Below are 23,823 nucleotides of genomic sequence, written 5' to 3'. Positions count from 1 at the left end.
GGGCGGCCGGGGATTCTCGCCGAGAGCCATGGCCGAGTAGAGAGCTGAAGTACAACTTAGGAAATGACCTACGCGAAAAGCAGACCGGATCACTTCTCCGGCTGTGGCAGGCAATTATTTCGCAGGGGATTTGGGAAATGTCCCACCGGGTCATCCGAATTTTCCACAGCTTGAGGGAAAATTTCTGACAACCCGGTGCAACAGACCTGACTCAGGAAGACAGGTAGGAGGAACGGGTCAGACCCAGACGCAAGGCATCGAGGAACTGCGTGCGTTCGCTGGCACTGATGCGGGCACTGGCGCACTTGTCGCGGTAGTGGGTCATCAGTTCTTCCGGCGATAAGTGCACGTAACGCAGCATGTCTTCGATGGTGTCGTGGGTCTCGATACCGGCGTGGTACACGCTGCCATCGGCGTTCTGGTAGATGTTCACCGAGTCGGTGTCACCGAACAGGTTGTGCATGTCGCCGAGGATTTCCTGATAGGCGCCGACCAGGAACACGCCCAGCAGATAGTCTTCACCTTCGTTCAGACCGTGTACCGGCAGGCTGGTCTCGATGCTCTGCTCGTCGACGTACTGGTTGATCTTGCCGTCGGAGTCGCAGGTCAGGTCTTGCAGCACGGCGCGACGCAGTGGCTCTTCATCCAGACGATGCAGCGGGATGATCGGCAGTACCTGATCGATCGCCCAGGTATCCGGCAGGCTCTGGAATACCGAGAAGTTGCAGATGTACTTGTCGGCCAGCTTGTCGTTGAGTTCGTCGAGCACCTGGCGGTGCGAACGCTGACGTGCCTTCAACGAGTTGTGCAGGCGACGGCACACGGCAAAGTAGCACTGCTCGGCCAGGGCTTTTTCCGCCAGGGTCAGTTTGCCGTCGGCATACTGGGCGGCCACGTCGCTCATGTAGTGGGTGGCGCGCCAGTAGGTCTCGGTGACCATTTCGATATCGGTCGGGCCAAGCAAGTCGACCAGCCACTGCACGGTTTCCGGCAGGTTTTCCTTGTTTTCGATCAGCGGGATTTCGTCGTTGTGTTTCTCGACGTCGGTCACCTGCACCACCAGCATCGCATGGTGCGCGGTCAGCGAACGGCCGCTTTCGGAGAAGATGTGCGGATGCGGCAGGCTCTGCGCGTCGCAGAATTCCTTGAGCATGCCGACCACGACACCGGCGTAATCGTCCATGTCGTAGTTGATCGAACTGGCATTGCGCGAGTGGGTACCGTCGTAGTCGACACCCAGACCGCCGCCGACGTCGATGTGATCGACCGGCAGGCCCAGGTTGCGCAGCTCGCCGTAGTAACGGATCGCTTCCTTGAAGCCGTGCTGGTAGTCAGCCAGGTTGGCGATCTGCGAACCCATGTGGAAGTGCAGCAGACGAATGCCCTGATCGAGGCCGGCGGCGCGGAAGCGCTCGACCACCGACAGCAGTTGCGCCGCCGACAGACCGAACTTGGATTTCTCGCCACCGGTGTCCGCCCACTTCGACGACGCCAGCGACGACAGACGCACGCGCAGGCCGACCTGTGGCTTGACCTTCAGCGAGGCAGCTTCTTCGATCACCAGGCCGACTTCGGATTCTTTCTCGATCACGATGAACACGTTGTGGCCGAGCTTCTGGCCCATCAGCGCCAGACGGATGAACTCGCGGTCCTTGTAACCGTTGCAGACGATGGTGCCGCCCTTCGGCGCCAGTGCCAGCACCGCCAGCAGCTCAGGCTTGGAGCCGGCTTCCAGACCGATGGAAACGTTCTGGGTGGCGATGATGTTCTCGATCACCGCTTCTTGCTGGTTGACCTTGATCGGGTACAGCGCGGTGTACTTGCTCTGGTATTCCAGGCGCTCGATGTTCGAGTCGAAAGCACCAGTCAGCTGACGGACACGGTCTTGCAGGATGTCGGGGAAACGTACCAGCAACGGCAGGGACAAGCCGCTCTTGCGCAGTTGGTCGACTTGTTCGAACAGGTCGATGGGCGAGCTGCTCGGGCCGTTCGGACGAACTTCGACGCGACCGGCGTCATTGATCGCGAAATACCCGGCCCCCCAATGGCGAATCCCGTAAACACTGCGGCTGTCCGCAACTGTCCATTGGCTGCCATCGTCTTTACGTGTGCGTCGTACGGACATCGAAGTCCCCTATAAAGAAGTCATAGTGCGTCGCCTGATCGCAGGCCGGCGCAGTCTAAAGAATGAAAATGACGGTTCGTCAGTGCGGCGGTAGACCGCACTGACTGCGTGGAGTTTAGAAACCGGTATGAACAGGCTCTGTGAAAACCATGGAGACGACGCCGGCGCTGAACATGCAGAACCGGAACAAGCCGCGGGTGGTTTTCACAGAGGCTGCTAGCCGCCGGACTTCTTCGCTTTGAAACCGTGTTTGATCAGCTCTGCCAAGAGTAGCTCGACATGATCGCCCTGGATTTCGATGATCCCGTCCTTCAACGCCCCGCCGGTGCCGCAACGTTTCTTCAACGTTGTCGCCAACTCTTTGAGGGCGTCTTCGGCCAGTGGCACGCCGGTGATGGTGGTCACCGTCTTGCCGCCACGGCCCTTGCTCTCGCGACGCACGCGGGCAATGCCGTCTCCGGCCGGGATCACGGTTTGTTTGCAGATACAGGCGTCCACCGGTTTACTGCATTCCGGGCAATGACGACCTGCGTCGGTGGAAAATACCAGGCCACCAAGGGCGGCGAAGGATGCGGCTTTTTTGGCCACCGGCAATCCTCTTGGGAGGACAAAGACTGATCGCGACCTTGGGCAAGGTCATCGACCGCGAAGCCCCACTCAGGCAGGGGCAGCGCTACTGCACCGAAATCGTTGAACCGCTCGACTTCGACCTGTAGGAGCTGTCGAGTGCAACGAGGCTGCGATCTTTTGATCCTGATCTTCAAGGATCAAAAGATCGCAGCCTTCGGCAGCTCCTACATGCCTGTCGTCGTTCAGGCCCACGTCAAACCATTCGGTGCAGCTTGAAAAGGTCGCGCAGTGTAACGGCAAAAAGCGCAATTGCTAAGAGCCAATCGGCGCCAATTTATGTGTTCTTTGCGACGCCGCTCTGCTGGGCCTTCAGATAGCGCATCAACGCGGCCAGAGAGTCCGGGCAGTAAGGCTTTTGCTGGATTTCCAGCATTACCTGATCGACCGGAATAAAGCGTGCTTCCAGCACTTCTTCCGGCTGCAGTTTCAACGGGCCGTCCCACACCGCGGAAAACGCCGAGCACCAGAGGCGATTGCCGGTGTCCTCGAAGAAGAAATGATCGTGGGCGGTCAGTTCCACCCCGCTCACGCCCAACTCCTCTTCCAGCTCGCGGGCGGCCGATTCGGCGTAGGTCTCATCGGCCTGCACCATGCCGCCGGCAGCCACGTCCCAGTAACCGGGGTAAATGGCCTTGCTCAAGGTGCGCCGATGTACGCAGAGTTCGCCGGCAGAGTTGAACAGCATGATGTAGGTACCGCGACCGATCAGGCCACGCTCACGCAGATCGGCTCGTACCAAGGCGCCGAGCAGATTGTCCTGCTCGTCGACCCAGGCGATCCGTTCGGCATCGGAGGCGGCGCGGTGCGCCGCCTCTTTGGCGCTATCGACCATGACTCAGCCCTGATTGAGCAGTTGGCGCAGATCGATCACTGCGGCGTTGGCCCGGGAAATGTAGTTGGCCATGACCAGCGAGTGGTTGGCCAGCACGCCGAAGCCGCTGCCATTGAGGATCATCGGACTCCAGACCGGCTCCTGCGACGCTTCCAGCTCACGGATGATCTGGCGCACGCTGACCGTAGCGTTCTTTTTCGCCAGCACATCGGCGAAGTCCACTTCGATGGCGCGCAACAGGTGCGACAACGCCCAGGCCTGGCCGCGCGCTTCGTAGAACACGTTGTCGATCTGCATCCACGGGGTTTCGACGACTTCCTCGTCAACCTGCGGTACTTCGCCAACCGCCGGCACTTCGGTTTTCAGCGCGGTGTTGAGCTTGACCCGGCCGACACTGGCGGACAGACGTTGCGACAGCGAACCCAGACGGGTGCCGACATCGCCCAGCCAGTTGTTGAGGTTGTCGGCGCGGGCGTAGAACAAGGCGTTTTTCTGCGTTGGATCAGACAAACGCGCCTGATAACGGCTCAGGGAGTTGATGCCTTCCTGATACTCCGATTCGCTCGACGGCAGGATCCAGCTCTTGTTGTCGAAGTTGAAACGCGGTTCGGCCTTGGCCAGATCGGCGTCTTCGGCCGACTGCGACTGCGAACGGGCGAAGTCTTTACGCAGGGCACGGGTCAGGTCACGTACCTGCACCAGCACGCCGTATTCCCAGCTTGGCGTGTTGTCCATCCACAGGCCAGGCGGGAAACGATCGTTGGAAATGTAGCCGCCCGGTTTGTTCAGCAACGTACCGGCAACGGTCTTGAGGGTTTCGACCGTGGTGTAGCCGACGACCATTTGCTTGCCTTCTTTCTCGGCAGCCGCCTGGGCATTTTGCGCCACCGGAAACAGCGCCGGCTCCTGGCTCCAGTACCAGCCCAGACCGATGGTCACCAGCAGATAAATGCCGATCAGCGTGGCCAGCGCGCGGCTGAACAACAGCCCGCCCACATAGCTGCGGGTGGCCGACTTCGGCTCAGCGGCACGTTCAGGCGCGCTGCCCGCGCGGTTCTTCCAGTCCAGCATGGCGATATCCTTTCAATCACTTGGGTTCAACGGTTCGACCACAACCATACAACAACGTGCCAAGGCCGGCACCCGCCATTGAAGAGAAGCAGAAAATCCACGGAACGCGCGGCATCGCCCCGCGAACTCTCTAGGGGTTTCCCTGATGCACTATCACCAAAGACGCCCCGGAACAGGCAATTGCAGATCAGCGCCTGTCTGCAGCACAGCGTTGTGCACACAGGCGTTTTGCCCCATCGATCAGCGCCATACGCCCGGTTTACGGGAGGCTCACCGACGAACAGGTCCAATCCGATACCACCCGGTCAGAAACTGAATTGTGCAGCACCGCAGATTATTGACGCACGACACTCATATAAGGGAAAAGAGGTGCTAGCATAGAGCCACCAGTCGATCTCAGCATGCGCCCTAACTAGTAGTCAGGATATGACCGAGCCAGAAGACCCCAGCCGTGAGCGCCTCAAGCACCACTTTGCCCAGCGGGTAATTCATCAGGCACGTCAGATTCTTGAGATATGGCAGCGCCTGCAACGCAGTGAGTGGTCCACCGCCGACCTCGCCGAACTGAGCGAGGCCAATTTGCGTCTGCTGCGTTTTGCCGAGCGCTTCGAACAGCCCGAGCATACGCAACTCGCGCGTCATATCGGTCAGTCGCTGGAAGCGGTGGACGCCAATCGTGGGCGCCTGAGCAGCGGCCTTATCACCGATCTCAATCGCTTGATGCAGCGCCTGTCGCGCACCGGTCTGCGCCATGGCGATCAACTCGATCAGACCTTCCTGCCGCCACTGCGCAAACCGATCTACGTCATGTTGCAGGATCACGACCGCGCCGAGCGGCTGGCCAAGCAGTTGGAATTTTTCGGCCTGACCGCGCAGGCGCTGGACAGTGTCTCGGCGTTTCGCTCCTCGATGGTTGAGCGCTTGCCCGCCGCGATCGTCATGGACGTGGACTTCAGCGGGCCCGGCGTCGGCCTGCAACTGGCTGCCGAAGCCCAGGTCGGCCTGGAAGAACCGCTGCCGCTGCTGTTTTTCAGCCTGCACGAAACCGACACCCCGACCCGCCTCGCCGCCGTGCGCGCCGGCGGCCAGGAATTTCTCACCGGCACCCTCGAAGCGTCGAGCCTGCTGGAGAAGATCGAAGTCCTGACCTGCGTCGCCCAGTACGAACCTTATAAAGTGCTGATCATCGACGACTCTCGCGCCCAGGCCTTGCACACCGAGCGCCTGCTCAACAGCGCCGGGATCGTCACCCGCACCTTGATCGAACCGATCCAGGCGATGGCCGAACTGGCGGATTTCCAGCCGGATCTGATCATCCTCGACATGTACATGCCGGCCTGCACCGGCACCGAACTGGCCAAGGTCATTCGCCACAACGACCGCTACGTCAGCGTGCCGATCATTTATCTTTCGGCCGAAGACGATCTGGATAAACAGCTCGACGCCATGAGCGAGGGCGGCGATGACTTCCTGACCAAACCGATCAAGCCTCGGCATCTGATTACGACTGTGCGCAACCGCGCCGCCCGTGCGCGCAACCTCAAGGCGCGGATGGTCCGCGACAGCCTCACCGGCCTGTACAACCACACGCACATCCTGCAATTGCTCGAAGACTGCTCGTTCCGCGCCCGTCGCGAGAACAAGCCGCTGAGCTTTGCCATGCTCGACATCGACCACTTCAAACGGGTCAACGACAGCCACGGCCATCCGATGGGCGACCGAGTGATCAAGAGCCTGGCGCTGTTCCTCAAGCAACGCCTGCGCAAGACCGACTTCATCGGCCGTTACGGCGGAGAAGAATTCGCTATCGTCATGCCCGACACCGATATAGAAGCGGCGCACAAAGTGCTCGACGAGATCCGCCAGCGCTTCGCCGAAATCCACTACCCGGCGCAGCCGCACGATTTGTGGTGCACCTTCAGCGCCGGCGTAGTGGAAATGCACGAAGACTCCGACAGCCTGATGATGGCCAGTCAGGCCGACGAAGCGCTGTACCGCGCCAAAGGCGCCGGACGCAATCGGGTGCAGACCGCGCGCGACTCAAAGCAAAGTGCCACTTTTTCATCGGAATCCACCGATTCGGTCATAACCCTGTAACAGAACCGCAATAAATTCAGGCGCTTACCATTTCTGCCGTTGGTAGCCGTCATGCGCCTGAAGTTGCTCACCAATCTCAACACTCTGCTGCTGGTCGCCGTCTGCGTGGCCCTCGGCGCGACGCTGTGGTGGTCGCAAAAAGCCCTGGAGCGTCCGTATCTGTTGATGGAGCGCTACCTCGGTCTGTCGCAGCAATTTCAGAATGACGTGGCGCGCAATGTCGAGGACTACCTCGCCAGCGGCGACGCCCTGCGCCTGAGCAGTGCCAGTCAGGCCATCGACGGCTTGCAGAAGGAACTCGGCGAACTGCCGCCGGCACTGGCCGACACCCTGCGACCAAGTCTGGCGAGCCTCGAAGAATTCAGCAAAACCGACCTGCTCGCGGCCGGCAAACTGGCCGGTGATCCGCAGGCGTTGCTGTTGCAGGCCGAACGCGAACTGAGCGCCAGCCTCGATCAACTCAGCACCTACGCCAATGGCAACGCTTCTTACCTGACGCCGCTGCTCGTCGCTTCGCAACACTTGGGCAAGCTGTCGCTGGCCCGCGACAAACTGGTCAGCAGCGGCCGCAGTGAATTGGCCGCCGACGTCGAGCGCGAAGTCGACAATATCCGCATCCAGGCTCAGGCCATCGACGCCCTGCCCCTGCTCGGCGTGGTCGCCAGGAACGAATCCGGCAGTGATGATTTCGCCGCAATGATGGGCATCGAAAGCACCGAAAAAGCCGCCGCCGAAGACGCCGGTGTCGGCCTCAAGCGCGAACTCAACAGCCTGCTCGGTCGCTATCCGGCGGAGCTGGCACGTACCCGCGAGCAGATCCAGAAACGCACCGACCTGAGCACCGCGACCCACCTGAAAATCGCTGCCGTGCAACACGCCATCGCCGGACTCGAGCCGGTGGTACGCGCCCAGCACGGGCAGATCCAGGGTGAAGTGCGGTTGATGCAGGGCGTGATGATCGGCCTGATTCTGCTGATCGCGCTGTTGATCGACACCCTGCAGCGGCGCCTGTCGCGCACTCTGACCAACCTCGCCCCGGCGCTATCGACCTGGGCTGAAGGCGATTTCAGTCGCGACATTCAGTTGGGCAAGACCAACCGCGAACTGCATGACATCGAGGCTTCGCTCAACCGCTTGCGCGCGTATCTGGTGGATCTGGTCGGGACGATTCGCGGCAACGCCGAACAGGTCGCAGGCAGCAGCCGCACCCTGGCCGAGCTGAGCAATGACCTGCACACCGGCGCCGAGCATCAGGCCGGCGACACCGCGCTGATCCGCGATTCGCTGGGTGAGCTTGAAGCGACGATTCAGCAGGTCGCTGGCGATGCACGACAGGCCGCCGATGCCAGTCGCCATGCGGGTCTTGCCGTCGAGCACGGACAAACCGTGATCGGCCAGAGCCTCACCGGCCTGCATGCGCTGGTCGGCGAGGTGCAAGGCAACGCGCAGATGATCGAGCATCTGGCCGAAGAGTCGGCGACCATCGGCGGCGTGCTGACGGTGATCCGCTCGATCGCAGACCAGACCAACCTGCTGGCGCTGAATGCGGCGATCGAAGCGGCACGGGCCGGGGAAATGGGCCGTGGTTTTGCGGTGGTGGCCGAGGAAGTGCGCTCACTGGCACAACGTACGGCGGGCGCGACGGCGGAAATCCAGACGCTGATCGCCGGCCTGCAAACTGCTGCCCGACAATCGGTTGAAGGCATGCGTGCGCAAGTCGAACACGCCGAAGCCACGGCCAGTCAGGCACAAGCGGCAGATGGCGCACTGGATAAAATCGTCGGCGCGATCCAGACCATTTCCGACACGGCGATCCGCATCGCCGACATCACCGCCCAGCAGAGCGGCGCGGTCAGCGAGATTCGTGATCACAGCGAGCGGATCCATCAATTGGGCGGGGATAACCTGCTGCGCATCGGCGAAGGTCGCGAACAGGGCGAGAACCTGCTGGTATTGGGCGGGCAATTGCATACCGCCGTGCAGGCATTCCGCGTCTGAAAAATCGCCTTCGCGAGCAAGCCCGCTCCCACATTGGAATGCGCACCCCTGTGGGAGCGGGCTTGCTCGCGAAGGCGGTATTCCTGTCCCCACAAATGACCGGATCAAATCACTCAGTCATAAATTTCGCGCAAACATCGGTCATCGTGCTGGCTATTGCAGAGAACTGGACAGTCACAAAGCCTTTGCGGCATAGTCGCCGGGTTCTGACGACTGCTCATTCATAACAAGGAACACGCAGATGGCGACGCTACTGGTGCTGCACGGCCCCAACCTGAACCTGCTCGGCACCCGCGAACCCGGCACTTACGGTTCAACGACACTGGCGCAGATCAATCAGGATCTGGAGCGCCGCGCCCGTGAAGCCGGCCATCATCTGCTGTATCTGCAAAGCAACGCCGAGTACGAATTGATCGACCGCATCCACGCCGCTCGCGGTGAGGGTGTCGATTTCATTCTGATCAATCCAGCAGCTTTTACGCACACAAGCGTCGCATTACGTGACGCGCTGCTGGGAGTGAGCATCCCATTCATCGAAGTGCATTTGTCCAACGTGCACAAGCGCGAACCTTTCCGCCATCACTCTTACTTCTCCGATGTAGCGGTGGGAGTGATCTGCGGCCTTGGCGCCAGCGGTTACCGACTGGCCCTGGAGGCCGCACTAGAACAGCTTGAAACACAGGCAACGACTTGAACCACAAGCGTTAAACGCCCCTGACCGACCCTTGGGAGTTGATGATTCATGGATATCCGTAAAGTTAAGAAACTGATCGAATTGCTGGAAGAGTCCGGCATCGACGAGCTCGAGATCAAGGAAGGCGAAGAGTCCGTACGCATCAGCCGTCACAGCAAGACCCCGGCTCAGCAGTACTACGCTCCGGCGCCAATGCAGGCTCCGGCCGCTGCACCTGCCGCCGCTGCCGCTCCAGTGGCTGCTGCCGCTCCGGCTGCCGCTGCTGCTCCTGCGCTGAACGGCACCGTGGCCCGCTCGCCAATGGTAGGCACCTTCTACCGTAAATCTTCGCCAACCTCGCCAGCCTTCGTTGAAGTCGGCCAGACCGTGAAGAAAGGCGACACCCTGTGCATCGTCGAAGCCATGAAGATGATGAACCACATCGAAGCTGAAACCAGCGGTGTGATCGAATCCATCCTCGTCGAAGACGGCCAGCCGGTTGAGTACGACCAACCGCTGTTCACCATCGTTTGAACTGCGGAGAGCCTTTGATGACTGCGAAGTTGGAAAAAGTTCTGATCGCTAACCGCGGTGAGATCGCCCTGCGGATTCTGCGTGCCTGCAAAGAGATGGGCATCAAGACCGTCGCCGTTTACTCCAAGGCCGACAAAGAGCTGATGCACCTGGGTCTGGCAGACGAATCCGTCTGCATCGGCCCGGCTTCTGCCGCTCAGTCCTACCTGCACATCCCGGCCATCATCGCTGCCGCTGAAGTGACTGGCGCTACCGCCATTCACCCAGGCTACGGTTTCCTCGCGGAAAACGCCGATTTCGCCGAGCAAGTCGAGAACTCCGGCTTCGCCTTCATCGGCCCGAAAGCCGAGACCATTCGCCTGATGGGCGACAAGGTATCGGCCAAGCACGCGATGATCGAAGCAGGCGTGCCTACCGTTCCAGGTTCCGACGGCCCGCTGCCGGAAGACGAAGAAACGGCGCTGCGCATCGGTCGTGAAGTCGGCTACCCGGTGATCATCAAAGCCGCTGGCGGCGGCGGTGGTCGCGGCATGCGCGTGGTGCACAAGGAAGAAGACCTGATCGCCTCGGCGAAACTGACCCGCTCCGAAGCTGGCGCGGCGTTCGGCAACCCGATGGTCTATCTGGAAAAATTCCTGACCAACCCGCGTCACGTCGAAGTTCAGGTACTGTCCGACGGCCAGGGCCACGCGATCCATCTGGGTGACCGCGACTGCTCGCTGCAACGTCGTCACCAGAAGGTGCTTGAAGAAGCACCGGCACCGGGCATCGACGAGCAGGCACGTCAGGAAGTTCTGGCTCGCTGCGTCAAGGCGTGCATCGACATCGGCTACCGTGGCGCTGGTACCTTCGAGTTCCTGTACGAGAACGGTCGTTTCTACTTCATCGAAATGAACACCCGTGTTCAGGTGGAGCACCCGGTTTCGGAAATGGTCACCGGTATCGACATCGTCAAGGAGATGCTCAGCATCGCCGCTGGCAACAAGCTGTCGTTCACGCAGGATGACGTGGTGATCCGCGGTCACTCGCTGGAGTGCCGGATCAACGCTGAAGACCCGAAAACCTTCATGCCGAGCCCGGGCACGGTCAAGCATTTCCACGCCCCAGGCGGCAACGGTGTTCGCGTCGATTCGCACCTGTACAGCGGTTATGCAGTTCCGCCGAACTACGACTCGCTGATCGGCAAGCTGATCACTTACGGCGCCACCCGCGACGAAGCCATGGCGCGCATGCGCAATGCCCTGGACGAAATCGTGGTTGACGGGATCAAGACCAACATCCCGCTGCACCGTGATCTGGTTCGTGACGAAGGCTTCTGCAAAGGGGGCGTGAACATTCACTACCTCGAGCACAAGCTGGCTGGCGACAAGCACTAAGCTTCAAGTCCGCACCAGACAAGGCCGCCTTCGGGCGGCTTTGTTGTTTCTACAGGTTTCATAAAACCCTGTAGGAGTGAGCCTGCTCGCGATGAGGCCGGCACATTCAGCATATGTGTCGACAGCACCATCGCCATCGCGAGCAGGCTCACTCCTACAAGGGATGGCGTTCCAAGTCTCTCCCACAAACCGCCTGCGCTCGCGTAAACTTGCGCGCTTCTCGCTGGCCGCTAGGCTGCAATCATATTTTTTTCAAAGGTGCCCGCCATGCCTTGGCTGCAAGTACGTCTCGCCATCAGCCCGGAACAAGCCGAAACCTACGAAGACGCTTTCCTTGAAGTGGGCGCCGTGTCGGTGACCTTCATGGACGCCGAAGATCAGCCGATCTTCGAGCCGGAACTCAACACCACTCCACTGTGGGCGCACACGCACCTGCTGGCCCTGTTCGAGGGCGGCACCGAGCCTGCGCCGGTGCTGGCCCATCTGGAACTGCTGACCGGCAGCCCGCTGCCCGAGCATCACAGTGAAGTCATCGAAGACCAGGACTGGGAGCGCAGCTGGATGGACGGTTTCCAGCCAATGCGTTTCGGTCAGCGCCTGTGGATCGTGCCGAGCTGGCACGCCGCCCCCGAGCCCGATGCAGTCAATTTGCTGCTGGACCCGGGCCTGGCGTTCGGCACCGGCACCCACCCGACCACCGCCCTGTGCCTGGAATGGCTCGACGGTCAGGATCTGAAAGACTGCAACGTCCTGGACTTCGGCTGCGGCTCGGGGATTCTGGCGATCGCCGCGCTGCTGCTCGGTGCGAAAGAAGCCGTCGGTACCGACATCGACGTGCAGGCGCTGGAAGCCTCCCGCGATAACGCCGGGCGCAACAACATCGCCGATGAGCTGTTCCCGCTGTACCTGCCGGAAGATCTGCCGCAGGTCAAAGCCGACGTGCTGGTCGCCAACATTCTGGCCGGCCCGCTGGTTTCCCTGGCGCCGCAATTGTCCGGCCTGGTGAAAACCGGCGGTCGTCTGGCCCTGTCAGGCATCCTCGCCGAACAAGGTGAAGAAGTCGCCGCCGCTTATGCGCAGGACTTCGATCTGGACCCGATCGCCAATCGCGATGGCTGGGTGCGTATCACCGGCCGTCGGCGCTAGAATGACCGCCTGCATAAACCGGATCGCCGCATGACCGACAGCTTCGTCACCCAGTGCCCGCATTGCCAAACCAGCTTCCGCGTCAGCCATGCTCAATTGAGCGTGGCCCGCGGGGTGGTTCGCTGTGGCTCCTGCCTGCAAGTGTTCAACGCCGCCAAACAGCTGCTGGAACAACACGCCGGCAAGGAAGCGGTCACGCCGGTGGCGCCGGCCATCGTCCAGCCAGCCCAGGCTCAGCCTCTGGTCAGCGAGCCGCCGCCGGTGGTCGAAGCGCCCGTCAACGACGAACCGCCCGCGCCGCGCGCCATCAGCCAAAAGCAATGGAGCGCCAGTGAGCTGGACCTGGACAGCCTCGATCTGGACGAAGAACTCGCCCGCCTCGAACAACGGGAAATCCAGCCAACCACCGAATTCGGTCGTCAGCGGGAAGAGTCCCTGAGCGCTCGGCGCGACAGCCCTGAAGCCGATGAAACGGTGTGGCGCGACAGCCTGTTCAGCGCCCGCGACGATGAACGCCTGCCCGAGCCCGAAGATCAAGTCGAACCCGAGATCGTCGAACCTGAACCGGTAAAAACCGCGCGCACCGAGCCTTCGTTGTCGCTGGAGCCGGTGGATCTGGATGACGAGCCGCCGATCCCGCAACTGCGCCTGCACGACCCGATCGATCCGAATGCCCGCCGCGAACGCCTGTCGGCCAACGTCGAGCCGGACGATGACGAGCTGCCCTCGGTCGAGCCGCTGCGCAAAAAACGTGAACGTGCCGAACCCGGCGTGCGCGCCGAAGTGCTGCAGGATCTGACCGACGACCCGCTGCAACTGGATTGGCAGAAACGCCGCTCGCCCTGGGGCCGGCGCCTGCTCTGGGGCTTGCTGGTGCTGTTGGCGGCCGCCGGTCTGGCCGGCCAGTACATCGCCTATCATTTCGATGAGCTGGCCCGCCAGGATCAGTACCGCCCATGGTTTCAGCAGTTCTGTCCGCAGATCGGCTGCACGGTGCCGTCCAAGGTCGACATCGCCAAGGTCAAGAGCAGCAACCTGGTGGTGCGCAGCCATCCGGAGTTCAGCGGGGCGCTGGTGGTGGATGCGATCATCTACAACCGCGCGACGTTCTCCCAGCCATTCCCGCTGCTGGAGCTGCGTTTCGCCGATCTTAATGGCCATCTGATCGCCAGTCGTCGCTTCAAACCCGGCGAATACCTCAATGGCGATCTCGAAGGCCTGGCGGAAATGCCGCCGCAGACGCCGATCCACATCGCGCTGGATATCCTCGATCCAGGCCCCAAAGCGGTGAATTACAGCCTGAGTTTCCACTCGCCCGAGTGAACCGCTTCATCGCTTCAGGTTTGACGGCAGTTTTCTGACTTTGTCCACGGCAACCAAACCGCGGGTAATAACAGAATAACTGTTCAGATTTTGTTCAATTCAGCCTTTATCCAGTCATCGAGAGCGGGTATCATGCCAACCCTTTTTCGAACTCTCATGATCCGGCCCCACTTCAGGGAAGTCCTATGTCGGCGGTACGCATCGGCCCATATACATTGCAGAACGGTTTGATTCTCGCCCCGATGGCGGGCGTCACCGACCAGCCCTTTCGTCAGCTGTGCAAGCGTTTGGGCGCAGGGCTTGTAGTCTCGGAAATGGTCACCAGTGACATGAGCCTGTGGAACACCCGCAAGTCGCGCATGCGCATGATCCACGAAGGCGATCCCGAGCCACGCTCGGTGCAGATTGCCGGTGGCGATGCGCAGATGCTGGCGGACGCGGCACGGGCCAACGTCGAACTGGGCGCACAGATTATTGATATCAACATGGGTTGCCCGGCAAAAAAGGTCTGCAACAAGGCCGCCGGCTCCGCGTTATTGAAAGACGAAGCACTGGTTACCGAGATCCTGCAGGCCGTCGTCGCTGCAGTGGATGTGCCGGTGACCCTGAAGATCCGCACCGGATGGGATCGCGACAACAAGAACGGCCTGACCGTGGCGAAGATCGCCGAGCAGGCCGGGATCACCGCGCTGGCAGTGCATGGCCGCACTCGCGCCGATCTGTACACCGGTGAAGCCGAGTACGACACGATTGCCGCGATCAAGCAGGCGGTGTCGATCCCGGTGTTTGCCAATGGCGATATCGATTCGCCGGAAAAGGCCCGTTACGTGCTTGACGCGACCGGTGCCGATGGCCTGCTGATAGGCCGGGCTGCCCAGGGGCGGCCATGGATTTTTCGCGAGATCGAACACTTCCTGCGTACCGGCGAGAAATTGCCGGCGCCGGAGCTGAGCGAAGTGGAACGCATCCTGCTGGAGCATCTGGCCGCACTTCACGCCTTCTATGGGGATGTGATGGGCGTGCGCATTGCCCGCAAGCATGTGGGCTGGTATCTCGCAACCTTGCCGGGCGCCAGGGAGTTTCGCGCCCACTTCAATCGTTTGGATGGTACGGAAACACAATGCGCCAACGTTCGGGAGTTTTTCGCCGAGCGTTACAAGAGCCTGACAGGGGACGAAGAAGGGGTGGCCGCATGACGATGATGACCGAGACTTTAGTGAGTGGAACAGCACCCGTGAGCGACAACGTGAATTTGAAACAGCACCTCAATACCCCGAGCGAAGAAGGTCAGACCCTTCGCGGGAGTGTCGAGAAGGCGCTGCACAATTATTTCGCCCACCTTGAGGGCGCGTCCGTCACGGATGTGTACAACCTGGTGCTCTCCGAAGTCGAGGCTCCCCTGCTCGAAAGCGTGATGAACTACGTCAAGGGCAACCAGACCAAGGCCAGTGAGCTGCTGGGACTCAACCGCGGCACGCTGCGCAAGAAACTCAAGCAGTACGATCTGCTGTAAGCATTCAATCAAACCAGAAAGGCGCCCGCGTAAAACCGGTCGCCTTTTTTGCTGACTTCCTTTGCTTTTGATGGAAATTGAGATGACCGACCAGACTACCCGCCTGCCGATCCGCCGCGCCTTGATCAGCGTTTCCGACAAGACCGGGATCCTCGAATTCGCCAAGGAGCTTGACGCTCTGGGCGTCGAGATCCTCTCCACCGGCGGGACGTTCAAGCTGCTGCGCGACAACGGTGTCGCCGCAGTGGAAGTCGCGGATTACACCGGCTTCGCGGAAATGATGGACGGTCGGGTGAAAACCCTGCACCCGAAAATCCACGGCGGGATCCTCGGTCGTCGCGGTATCGACGATGCGATCATGAACGAGCACGGCATCCAGCCGATCGATCTGGTTGCGGTCAACCTGTACCCGTTCGAAGCCACCATCAACAAGCCCGGCTGCGACCTGCCGACCGCGATCGAGAACATCGATATCGGCGGCCCGACCATGGTTCGTTCGGCAGCGAAAAACCATAAAGACGTGGCGATCGTGGTGAATGCCAGCGATTACGCCAACGTTCTGCAAAATCTCAAGGCCGGCGGCCTGACCTACGCTCAGCGTTTCGACCTGATGCTCAAGGCGTTCGAACACACCGCCGCCTACGACGGCATGATCGCCAACTACATGGGCACCGTGAATCAGGCTGCCGACGTGCTGAGCACTGAAGGTCGCAGCGAATTCCCGCGCACCTTCAACAGCCAGTTCATCAAGGCTCAGGAAATGCGCTACGGCGAGAACCCGCATCAGAGCGCGGCGTTCTACGTGGAAGCCAAACCTGCCGAAGTCGGCATCGCCACCGCGACCCAACTGCAAGGCAAAGAGCTGTCGTACAACAACGTGGCCGACACCGACGCCGCGCTGGAATGCGTGAAGAGCTTCGTCAAGCCAGCCTGCGTGATCGTCAAGCACGCCAACCCGTGCGGCGTGGCGGTGAGCCCGGATGCCGAAGGCGGTATCCGTCAGGCCTACGAACTGGCCTACGCCACCGACACCGAGTCGGCCTTCGGCGGCATCATCGCCTTCAACCGTGAACTGGATGCCGAGACCGCCAAGGCGATCGTCGAGCGTCAGTTCGTTGAAGTGATCATTGCTCCAAGCGTCAGCGAAGAGGCGCGCGCCATCGTCGCCGCCAAAGCCAACGTGCGCCTGCTGGCCTGTGGCGAGTGGTCGGCGGATCGCGCTGCGGCCTGGGACTACAAGCGCGTCAACGGTGGCCTGCTGGTGCAGAGCCGCGACATCGGCATGATCGGCGCCGACGACCTCAAAGTGGTGACCAAGCGTGCACCGACCGAACAGGAAATCAACGACCTGATCTTCGCCTGGAAAGTCGCCAAGTACGTTAAATCCAACGCCATCGTCTACGCCAAGAACCGTCAGACCATCGGTGTCGGCGCCGGCCAGATGAGCCGCGTAAACTCCGCACGTATCGCTGCGATCAAGGCTGAGCACGCCGGTCTGCAAGTGGCCGGTTCGGTGATGGCCTCGGACGCGTTCTTCCCGTTCCGCGATGGTCTGGACAATGCAGCCAAAGTCGGTATCACTGCGGTGATCCAGCCGGGCGGCTCTATGCGTGATGCTGAGGTGATCGCTGCCGCAGACGAAGCAGGCATCGCGATGGTGTTCACCGGCATGCGCCACTTCCGTCACTGATACAACTCGATCCAAATGTGGGAGCGGGCTTGCTCGCGAATGCAATCTGTCAGCAACAGCCGTTTTGCCTGACACACCGCTTTCGCGAGCAAGCCCGCTCCCACATAAAGCGCTCCAGCAGCGCCTGACAGATTTTTGAGGTTTTTGAAATGAATGTTTTGATCATTGGCAGCGGTGGCCGTGAACACGCCCTGGCCTGGAAAGTGGCTCAGGATCCGCGCGTGCAGAAGGTTTTCGTCGCGCCGGGCAACGCCGGTACCGCGATTGAAGCCAAGTGCGAGAACGTCGCCATCGACGTGCTGGCCCTTGAGCAACTGGCCGACTTCGCCGAGAAAAACGTTTCCCTGACCATCGTCGGCCCGGAAGTGCCGCTGGTGGCTGGCGTGGTCGATCTGTTCCGCTCCCGTGGCCTGGACTGCTTCGGCCCGACCGCCGGCGCTGCGCAGCTGGAAGGCTCGAAAGCCTTCACCAAGGATTTCCTGGCGCGTCACAAGATCCCGACCGCCGACTACCAGAACTTCACCGAGATCGAGCCGGCCCTGGCTTACCTGCGTGAAAAAGGTGCACCGATCGTGATCAAGGCCGATGGCCTGGCCGCCGGTAAAGGCGTGATTGTTGCCATGACCTTGGCCGAAGCCGAAGACGCCGTGCGCGACATGCTCGCCGGCAACGCGTTCGGCGATGCCGGTTCGCGCGTGGTGATCGAGGAATTCCTCGACGGCGAAGAAGCCTCGTTCATCGTCATGGTCGACGGCAAGAACGTGCTACCGATGGCCACCAGCCAGGACCACAAACGTGTTGGCGACGGCGACAGCGGCCCGAACACCGGCGGCATGGGTGCCTACTCCCCTGCCCCGGTGGTCACCGCCGACGTGCACCAGCGCGTGATGGATCAGGTGATCTGGCCGACCGTGCGTGGCATGGCCGAAGAAGGCAACGTCTACACTGGTTTCCTGTACGCCGGTCTGATGATCGACAAGGCCGGCAACCCGAAAGTCATCGAATTCAACTGCCGCTTCGGCGACCCGGAAACCCAACCGGTGATGTTGCGTCTGCAGTCGAGCCTGGTGCTGCTGGTCGAAGCCGCTCTGGCGCAAGCGCTGGACAAGGTTGAAGCACAGTGGGATCCGCGTCCGAGCGTCGGCATCGTACTGGCCGCTGGCGGCTACCCGGGCGACTACGCCAAGGGTGCGGCGATCAACGGTCTGGACGCAGCCGCAGTCCTGGAAGGCAAAGTCTTCCACGCCGGTACGGCGCTGAAGGATGGCAACGTGGTAACGGCCGGTGGTCGCGTACTCTGCGCCACCGCCATGGGCGCCAGCGTGAGCGAAGCGCAGCAGCAAGCCTACAAGCTGGCCGCCGCCATCGACTGGGAAGGCTGCTTCTACCGCAAGGACATTGGCTACCGCGCCATTGCCCGTGAACGTGGCGAAACTCAGGAATAAGCTGTCCTTCACGTCCGGCGCGGGATGCAGTCCCTCGCCGGGCTGTTCCGCCGCCGCGCATCGTTATATTCTGGCATCAACCTACGAAGGGATTTCGCCGTGCGCTGGCTCAGGATTGCCATAAGTTTCACCGTCACGATGCTGACCTTGCTCTGCATGCTCCCGGCCCAGGCCGCGCAAGGCAGTGGCTGGTCGGTATTGCTTGACGATCAGGGCAATCTGCAACTGAGCGACATCCGCTCGGCTCGCTACACCAATCAATTCAGCCCCATCGAACTTGATCGCCTCACGGCGGCCGAGCCCGATGGCGCACTGTGGCTGCGCTTCAAACTGGCGCCGGGCAAGCACGAACAAGTGCTGCGGATCTTTGCCCCCGACCTGTCCAACCTCAGTCTCTACGTGCTCGACGGCGACAAGCTGATCGAACAACGCACCTCCGGCACCCAGCAGCCACAAGTCGAACGGCCGCTGCCGAGCAGCGATTTTCTGCTGCCCTTGCCGCAGAGCGACAAGTCCCTCGATGTTTATCTGCGGATGGTTTCCGACCATCAGCTGCGCCCGCACATCACCCTGCAATCGGCGGTGATGAGTGCCGCCGACCAGAACCAGACGCTGATCTTCGGTCTGCTGTTCGGCTGCCTCGGCATGCTGCTGCTGCACAACCTCGTGCGCTACGCCTACTCGCGCTCACGCAGCAGCCTGTGGCTGGCGGTCTGCGAAGGCCTGCTGGGCCTGAGCCTGTTGCTGTTGCTCAACCTCGCAGGGCCTTGGTTGCCGAACTGGCACGCGATCCAGACCCCGGGCGCTTATCTGGCGTTATTGCTGACCGCCCCGGCCGGGCTGATGTTCGCCCTGCGCTTCTTCGCCCCGCTCGGCCCGCACCCGCTGAACAAACTGTTGCTGGGCGACATTCTGTTTATCGTGATCTGCAGCCTGCTGCTGTTGTTCGTCAACACTCTGCCGCTGAACATCATCACCTACGCGCTGGTGGCGCTGGCCGGTCTGAGCATGTTGCTGGTCGGCTTCTATCACTGGCAAAAAGGTTATCGCCCGGCGCGACTGTTCGTGGCCGGGATGGTGGTGTTCAACATCGGCACGCTGATCATCCTGCCGGCGTTGCTGGGGCTGACCCTGGTGTCGCCACAAGGCCTGATCATGACCCTGATGGGCTTCATCTGCATCAGCGGCCTGCTGATGAGCATCGCCTTGGGTGAACGCCAGCGCAGCATCACCGAAAGCCGTTTCAGCATCAGCCGCGACCTCGCCGCGAGCAATGCCGAGATCAACGCCAAGGCCGAATTCCTCGCCAAGATCAGCCACGAAATCCGCACCCCGATGAACGGCGTGCTGGGCATGACCGAACTGCTGCTGGGCACCCCGCTGTCAGTCAAGCAACGCGATTACGTGCAAACCATTCACAGTGCCGGCAACGAACTGCTGACGCTGATCAACGAGATCCTCGACATCTCCAAGCTCGAATCCGGGCAGATCGAGCTGGACGACGTGCAGTTCGACCTCAACGCGCTGATCGACGATTGCCTGAGCATCTACCGCGCCAAGGCCGAACAGCAGAACGTCGAACTGATCAGCTTCATCCAGCCGCAAGTGCCACGCGTGATCAGCGGCGACCCGACCCGCTTGCGCCAGACCCTGCTGAGCCTGCTGGAAAACGCCTTGAAAAAAACCGACGAAGGCGAAGTGCTGATCGTTGTCGCCCTCGACGAGCGCAGCGTCAAACCACGGCTGCGCATCGCCGTACAGGACAGCGGCCAGCCGATGGAGACGGAAGAACGCGATGCACTGCTGCACGCCGAACTGCACAGCAAACACTTCCTCTCGGCCAACCGTCTGGGTGGCAACCTCGGGCTGGTGATTGCGCGGCAACTGATTCGCCTGATGAATGGTGAATTCGGGATCAAGAGCGGCGCCAATCAGGGCAGCACCTTGTGGCTGACCCTGCCGCTGGACCCGGATCGCCTCGAACACCCGACCTCCGACCTCGACGGCCCGCTGCAAGGCGCACGCGTGCTGGTGGTGGACGACAACGACACTTGTCGCAAGGTGCTGGTGCAACAATGCAGCGCCTGGGGCCTGAACGTCAGCGCCGTGCCATCGGGCAAGGAAGCATTGGCGCTGCTGCGCACCAAGGCGCACCTGCGCGACTATTTCGATGTGGTGCTGCTGGATCAGAACATGCCCGGAATGACCGGCATGCAACTGGCGGCCAAGATCAAGGAAGACCCGAGCCTGAACCACGACATCCTGTTGATCATGCTCACCGGCATCAGCAACGCGCCGAGCAAGATCATCGCGCGCAACTCCGGGATCAAACGCATCCTCGCCAAACCGGTGGCCGGCTATACGCTCAAGACCACCCTCGCCGACGAGTTGAACCAGCGCAATAAAGGTCAGGTGGTGTTCCAGCCGCAAGTGCTCACACCCGCCACGGCAGCCAAGGTACCGAGCGACTTCCGCATCCTCGTCGCTGAGGACAACACGATTTCGACCAAAGTGATTCGCGGCATGCTCGGTAAACTCAACCTGCAACCGGACACCGCCAGCAACGGCGAAGAGGCCCTGCAGGCGATGAAGGCCCAGCGTTACGATCTGGTGCTGATGGACTGCGAAATGCCGATCCTCGACGGTTTCTCGGCAACCCAGCAACTGCGCGCGTGGGAAGTCAGCAATCAGCGCATACGCACGCCGATCGTCGCGCTGACCGCGCACATCCTCGCCGAACACAAGGAGCGCGCACGCCAGGCCGGGATGGATGGCCACATGGCCAAACCGGTGGAGCTGTCGCAACTGCGCGAGCTGATCGAACACTGGGTAGCCCAGCGCGATCAGCAGAACCGTACGGCGTCGACCTTTTAAGCAGGTGTACCACGCCAGTTCGAGCGTGACTCAATCGGCTGCGCCGTTCTCTTCGGCTGAAACATCTTAAGTCAGCCTCAACAACGCCACGTTCGCTTCAAGCCTGTCCTGGACTTTCAGGGCGATGGCTGAGCGAACCGGCCCATAAAGCGCTTCGGACAACTTGGCACTGGCAGAGCGCCTGCAAACACTGCCGCGAATATCCTCAGCCTGGAATAGCTCGGCCAAAGGGTTGTCAGCGAGAAGCCGTCCAGTCTCAAACTCGATGTAGACGCTGCTCATCGACATCGGCGAGTGCGCCTCGACCGCCAACAGCCGTACAGTCATGGCGACATCTGACTGATCCGTCGATACATCGCTGGCGCTTTTCTGCATGTAACCCCGCAGCAGCCCTATTGCCGGTTCGCTTGCGGAAAGTTCTGCCAGTCGACGCATGACTGCGTTCGCAACGCCACATTGCTCCACAGCATCCTCGAACTCAGGAGCGACCACCCAGTCAACGATAGACACGCTGTTACCCTGTGCGACGGACAGATCCAACCGTGCTCTGAAATGTCGCAGCCAATATTTGTCCAGAAATTCCATGTAGACGTCATACCAGCCAATACCCGGATTTTTCTCAAGTTTCTTGTTGGCCGCCAGTTGCGCCAACAACAGAGAGTTTATTAAATCCTGATAGCGTTCCGGTTTGTCTGCCGGCGGAATCAGTACAACGGCACCCGCAACGATCAAAACGGAATATTTGCAATTCATATAATCGCCCCCCCAAAAAAAAGCAGTCGAACTTCGACTGCTTTTTTCGATTTATCAGATATCAATATCTTCAATCTGATCGATACCCACCAGCTTTTTCTTGATCGTCTCACGCACTGCGTTGGCGACGTCGGTATTTTTGGCAAAGAAAGTTTGAGCTCGATACAAACTTACATTACGAACATCGACATCCACGAACATCACTTTGGTAGAGGTGTTCTTGCGCAGAAAACGCACCGTGCCCAGCGCCATGATTGCCTCACCGTCGAGTTCGACACACGCTCCGGTCGAGATGCCACCCACGCCGTGGTCCAGCAAATTTCGCTCATAAGCGGTCAACGCAGCAGTGTCCCGTTTTTGCAGGGCCGAGATTGCATCACCCGCTACCTTCAGCATCAGAACGCTGGTTGGCCCTGGCAGTGCAACATTAGCCAGCACGGAACCCAGAATCTCCAGTACCAGCTTGTCCATCCGCACACTCGTGCCTTCGACATTGAGGTCATTGTAGTACTGATCGATGGGCGTCCAGCCAGCGAGGGTCATCACCTCACGGAACCGCTTATACCACTCTCGGCCCTGATGCTCTTCGGGGTATAGCTTGTTCGCTGCACGTGTGGCGAACAGAAGAGCGTTCTGGGCATCCGACTTGTTCTGATCCGAAAGTTTGCCAGAAAAACCCATTGTGGCTTCGCCGACAACAGAACCTGTCGACGGTGCCTCGATTTCGTCCCCTACAGCCAACAGGCCGCGAGAGCGAATAACCGGCTTACCACCCACATCACAGGCTTCAATCGCGTTAATACAGGAAGAGATATAAAGCTCATTAACGATTTGGCTATGCACAATAAAAGTCCTTGTTATTTATCAGGCAAGTCCCTCTTGAACTTGCAAGAAAACAATAAACAAACAAACCCATCACTACAAACCCAAATCTGTAACATCTTATCCAGCCAACACGACACAACTAACAACATCGCACAAAACAACTATCAAAATAAAAAACGAAAAAACCGAAGGCCTCGCGCAGCATCTTCTGCACACACAAGCAACTAACCGACTGATAGACTTGCCGTCATCACTCTCCGGATGCGAGTCGCCCTCATGCTCCACGTGTTATTCAGCGTTTACCTGAAGATGCTGGTGCTCTACAGCCCGTTCTTCGTGTTGTCCTGCTTCATCAGCCTGACCCGTGGCTACTCGCGCAAGGAACAGCGGCGCCTGGCCTGGAAAGTGGCAATCGCCACTTTGATCTCCAGCGTCTTGCTGTACCTGTTCGGGAGGGTGATTTTCGATGTCTTCGGGATCACTGCGGACGCATTCCGCATCGGTGCCGGCAGCGTGCTGTTCATCTCGGCATTGGGCATGGCTCAGGGCAAGCCGGTGGTACAGAGTGATAACGTGCAACAGGACGTGACGATCGTCCCGCTGACCATCCCGCTGACCGTCGGCCCGGGCACCATCGGCGCCCTGTTGGTGATGGGCGTCAGTCAGCCGCACTGGGACGACAAACTGACCGCGATCATGAGCATCACCCTGGCCAGTTTCACCGTAGGGGTGGTGCTGTATCTGTCCAATCACATCGAACGGGTGCTCGGCGATCAGGGCCTGCAGATCGTCAGCCGGCTGATGGGCCTTTTCGTTTGCGCACTGGCGGCGCAAATCATCTTTACCGGGATCAAGGGCTACCTGGTGTCCTGAACGAAAAAAGGCTGCGGAGGACAATCTCCGCAGCCCGGTCTGATC

General features: G+C 60.4%; 19 protein-coding genes. 13 read left to right on the top strand and 6 right to left on the bottom strand.

What is annotated here, in order from left to right:
- Positions 1-211: 211 nt before the first annotated feature.
- The 4 genes from speA to CKW11_RS15430 form a co-directional block, all read right to left on the bottom strand.
- Positions 212-2,125, bottom strand: coding sequence for an arginine decarboxylase (gene speA / locus CKW11_RS15445; RefSeq protein ID WP_095138189.1), 1,914 nt, complete (start codon positions 2,123-2,125; stop codon positions 212-214).
- Between the two features lie 216 nt (positions 2,126-2,341).
- On the bottom strand, positions 2,342-2,713 hold the full coding sequence (locus CKW11_RS15440) for a translation initiation factor Sui1 (RefSeq protein ID WP_007914613.1): 372 nt from the start codon (positions 2,711-2,713) through the stop codon (positions 2,342-2,344).
- 316 nt (positions 2,714-3,029) lie between these two features.
- Entirely contained in the window at positions 3,030-3,587 is a 558-nt protein-coding gene (locus tag CKW11_RS15435; protein WP_095138188.1) for an NUDIX hydrolase, read from the bottom strand.
- Between the two features lie 3 nt (positions 3,588-3,590).
- Positions 3,591-4,658, bottom strand: coding sequence for a DUF2333 family protein (locus tag CKW11_RS15430; protein WP_007963034.1), 1,068 nt, complete (start codon positions 4,656-4,658; stop codon positions 3,591-3,593).
- Between the two features lie 426 nt (positions 4,659-5,084).
- Between CKW11_RS15430 and gcbA the strand changes: the two genes are divergently transcribed.
- The 12 genes from gcbA to CKW11_RS15370 all read left to right on the top strand — a co-directional run bounded on the left by gcbA (position 5,085) and on the right by CKW11_RS15370 (position 21,327).
- Entirely contained in the window at positions 5,085-6,755 is a 1,671-nt protein-coding gene (gcbA, locus tag CKW11_RS15425) for a diguanylate cyclase GcbA (RefSeq protein ID WP_095138187.1), read from the top strand.
- A 51-nt stretch (positions 6,756-6,806) separates the two neighbouring features.
- On the top strand, positions 6,807-8,753 hold the full coding sequence (locus CKW11_RS15420) for a methyl-accepting chemotaxis protein (protein ID WP_095138186.1): 1,947 nt from the start codon (positions 6,807-6,809) through the stop codon (positions 8,751-8,753).
- Positions 8,754-8,994: 241 nt separating this feature from the next.
- The gene (gene aroQ, locus CKW11_RS15415; protein ID WP_007914604.1) at positions 8,995-9,447 is read left to right on the top strand and encodes a type II 3-dehydroquinate dehydratase; all 453 of its coding nucleotides are present in this window, start codon (positions 8,995-8,997) and stop codon (positions 9,445-9,447) included.
- Between the two features lie 48 nt (positions 9,448-9,495).
- Entirely contained in the window at positions 9,496-9,960 is a 465-nt protein-coding gene (gene accB / locus CKW11_RS15410; RefSeq protein ID WP_024164417.1) for an acetyl-CoA carboxylase biotin carboxyl carrier protein, read from the top strand.
- Between the two features lie 17 nt (positions 9,961-9,977).
- Positions 9,978-11,336, top strand: coding sequence for an acetyl-CoA carboxylase biotin carboxylase subunit (gene accC / locus CKW11_RS15405; RefSeq protein WP_095138185.1), 1,359 nt, complete (start codon positions 9,978-9,980; stop codon positions 11,334-11,336).
- A 267-nt stretch (positions 11,337-11,603) separates the two neighbouring features.
- Positions 11,604-12,482: a 50S ribosomal protein L11 methyltransferase gene (prmA, locus tag CKW11_RS15400; RefSeq protein ID WP_027613592.1), complete on the top strand. Its 879-nt coding sequence runs from the start codon at positions 11,604-11,606 to the stop codon at positions 12,480-12,482.
- Positions 12,483-12,512: 30 nt separating this feature from the next.
- The gene (locus CKW11_RS15395) at positions 12,513-13,805 is read left to right on the top strand and encodes a DUF3426 domain-containing protein (protein ID WP_095138184.1); all 1,293 of its coding nucleotides are present in this window, start codon (positions 12,513-12,515) and stop codon (positions 13,803-13,805) included.
- Positions 13,806-13,990: 185 nt separating this feature from the next.
- Positions 13,991-15,001, top strand: a complete 1,011-nt coding sequence (gene dusB, locus CKW11_RS15390; protein ID WP_007961945.1) for a tRNA dihydrouridine synthase DusB — start codon at positions 13,991-13,993, stop codon at positions 14,999-15,001.
- Positions 14,998-15,318, top strand: a complete 321-nt coding sequence (gene fis / locus CKW11_RS15385) for a DNA-binding transcriptional regulator Fis (RefSeq protein ID WP_003221275.1) — start codon at positions 14,998-15,000, stop codon at positions 15,316-15,318. The genes dusB and fis overlap by 4 nt, the downstream gene beginning before the upstream one ends.
- 82 nt (positions 15,319-15,400) lie before the next feature.
- A complete protein-coding gene (purH, locus tag CKW11_RS15380) occupies positions 15,401-17,008 on the top strand; it encodes a bifunctional phosphoribosylaminoimidazolecarboxamide formyltransferase/IMP cyclohydrolase (protein ID WP_095138183.1) in 1,608 nt (535 codons plus the stop codon).
- A 149-nt stretch (positions 17,009-17,157) separates the two neighbouring features.
- Positions 17,158-18,453, top strand: a complete 1,296-nt coding sequence (purD, locus tag CKW11_RS15375; RefSeq protein WP_095138182.1) for a phosphoribosylamine--glycine ligase — start codon at positions 17,158-17,160, stop codon at positions 18,451-18,453.
- Between the two features lie 99 nt (positions 18,454-18,552).
- Positions 18,553-21,327, top strand: a complete 2,775-nt coding sequence (locus CKW11_RS15370; RefSeq protein ID WP_095138181.1) for a hybrid sensor histidine kinase/response regulator — start codon at positions 18,553-18,555, stop codon at positions 21,325-21,327.
- Between the two features lie 66 nt (positions 21,328-21,393).
- Here the strand turns inward: CKW11_RS15370 and CKW11_RS15365 are convergent, their stop codons facing one another.
- Entirely contained in the window at positions 21,394-22,080 is a 687-nt protein-coding gene (locus CKW11_RS15365; RefSeq protein WP_095138180.1) for a hypothetical protein, read from the bottom strand.
- A gap of 54 nt (positions 22,081-22,134) precedes the next feature.
- Positions 22,135-22,923, bottom strand: coding sequence for a hypothetical protein (locus CKW11_RS15360; RefSeq protein WP_095138179.1), 789 nt, complete (start codon positions 22,921-22,923; stop codon positions 22,135-22,137).
- 258 nt (positions 22,924-23,181) lie between these two features.
- Between CKW11_RS15360 and CKW11_RS15355 the strand changes: the two genes are divergently transcribed.
- Entirely contained in the window at positions 23,182-23,778 is a 597-nt protein-coding gene (locus CKW11_RS15355) for a MarC family protein (RefSeq protein WP_027613585.1), read from the top strand.
- Positions 23,779-23,823: the final 45 nt, after the last annotated feature.

It is taken from the genome of Pseudomonas sp. Irchel s3a10, from assembly GCF_900187525.1.
GTDB classification, from domain to species: Bacteria; Pseudomonadota; Gammaproteobacteria; order Pseudomonadales; family Pseudomonadaceae; genus Aquipseudomonas; species Aquipseudomonas koreensis_G.
Note: the sequence above shows the minus strand (reverse complement) of the source record. Positions and strands in the feature narration are given on the sequence as shown.

Bases quoted from the DNA above. Each gene is read 5' to 3' on its own strand.
- purH (WP_095138183.1), top strand. From the start codon at position 15,401: ATGACCGACCAGACTACCCGCCTGCCGATCCGCCGCGCCTTGATCAGC.
- purD (WP_095138182.1), top strand. From the start codon at position 17,158: ATGAATGTTTTGATCATTGGCAGCGGTGGCCGTGAACACGCCCTGGCC.
- accC (WP_095138185.1), top strand. From the start codon at position 9,978: ATGACTGCGAAGTTGGAAAAAGTTCTGATCGCTAACCGCGGTGAGATC.
- aroQ (WP_007914604.1), top strand. From the start codon at position 8,995: ATGGCGACGCTACTGGTGCTGCACGGCCCCAACCTGAACCTGCTCGGC.
- fis (WP_003221275.1), top strand. From the start codon at position 14,998: ATGACGATGATGACCGAGACTTTAGTGAGTGGAACAGCACCCGTGAGC.
- dusB (WP_007961945.1), top strand. From the start codon at position 13,991: ATGTCGGCGGTACGCATCGGCCCATATACATTGCAGAACGGTTTGATT.
- prmA (WP_027613592.1), top strand. From the start codon at position 11,604: ATGCCTTGGCTGCAAGTACGTCTCGCCATCAGCCCGGAACAAGCCGAA.
- CKW11_RS15420 (WP_095138186.1), top strand. From the start codon at position 6,807: ATGCGCCTGAAGTTGCTCACCAATCTCAACACTCTGCTGCTGGTCGCC.
- CKW11_RS15395 (WP_095138184.1), top strand. From the start codon at position 12,513: ATGACCGACAGCTTCGTCACCCAGTGCCCGCATTGCCAAACCAGCTTC.
- CKW11_RS15365 (WP_095138180.1), bottom strand. From the start codon at position 22,080: ATGAATTGCAAATATTCCGTTTTGATCGTTGCGGGTGCCGTTGTACTG.
- gcbA (WP_095138187.1), top strand. From the start codon at position 5,085: ATGACCGAGCCAGAAGACCCCAGCCGTGAGCGCCTCAAGCACCACTTT.
- CKW11_RS15435 (WP_095138188.1), bottom strand. From the start codon at position 3,587: ATGGTCGATAGCGCCAAAGAGGCGGCGCACCGCGCCGCCTCCGATGCC.
- accB (WP_024164417.1), top strand. From the start codon at position 9,496: ATGGATATCCGTAAAGTTAAGAAACTGATCGAATTGCTGGAAGAGTCC.
- CKW11_RS15430 (WP_007963034.1), bottom strand. From the start codon at position 4,658: ATGCTGGACTGGAAGAACCGCGCGGGCAGCGCGCCTGAACGTGCCGCT.
- CKW11_RS15355 (WP_027613585.1), top strand. From the start codon at position 23,182: ATGCTCCACGTGTTATTCAGCGTTTACCTGAAGATGCTGGTGCTCTAC.
- speA (WP_095138189.1), bottom strand. From the start codon at position 2,125: ATGTCCGTACGACGCACACGTAAAGACGATGGCAGCCAATGGACAGTT.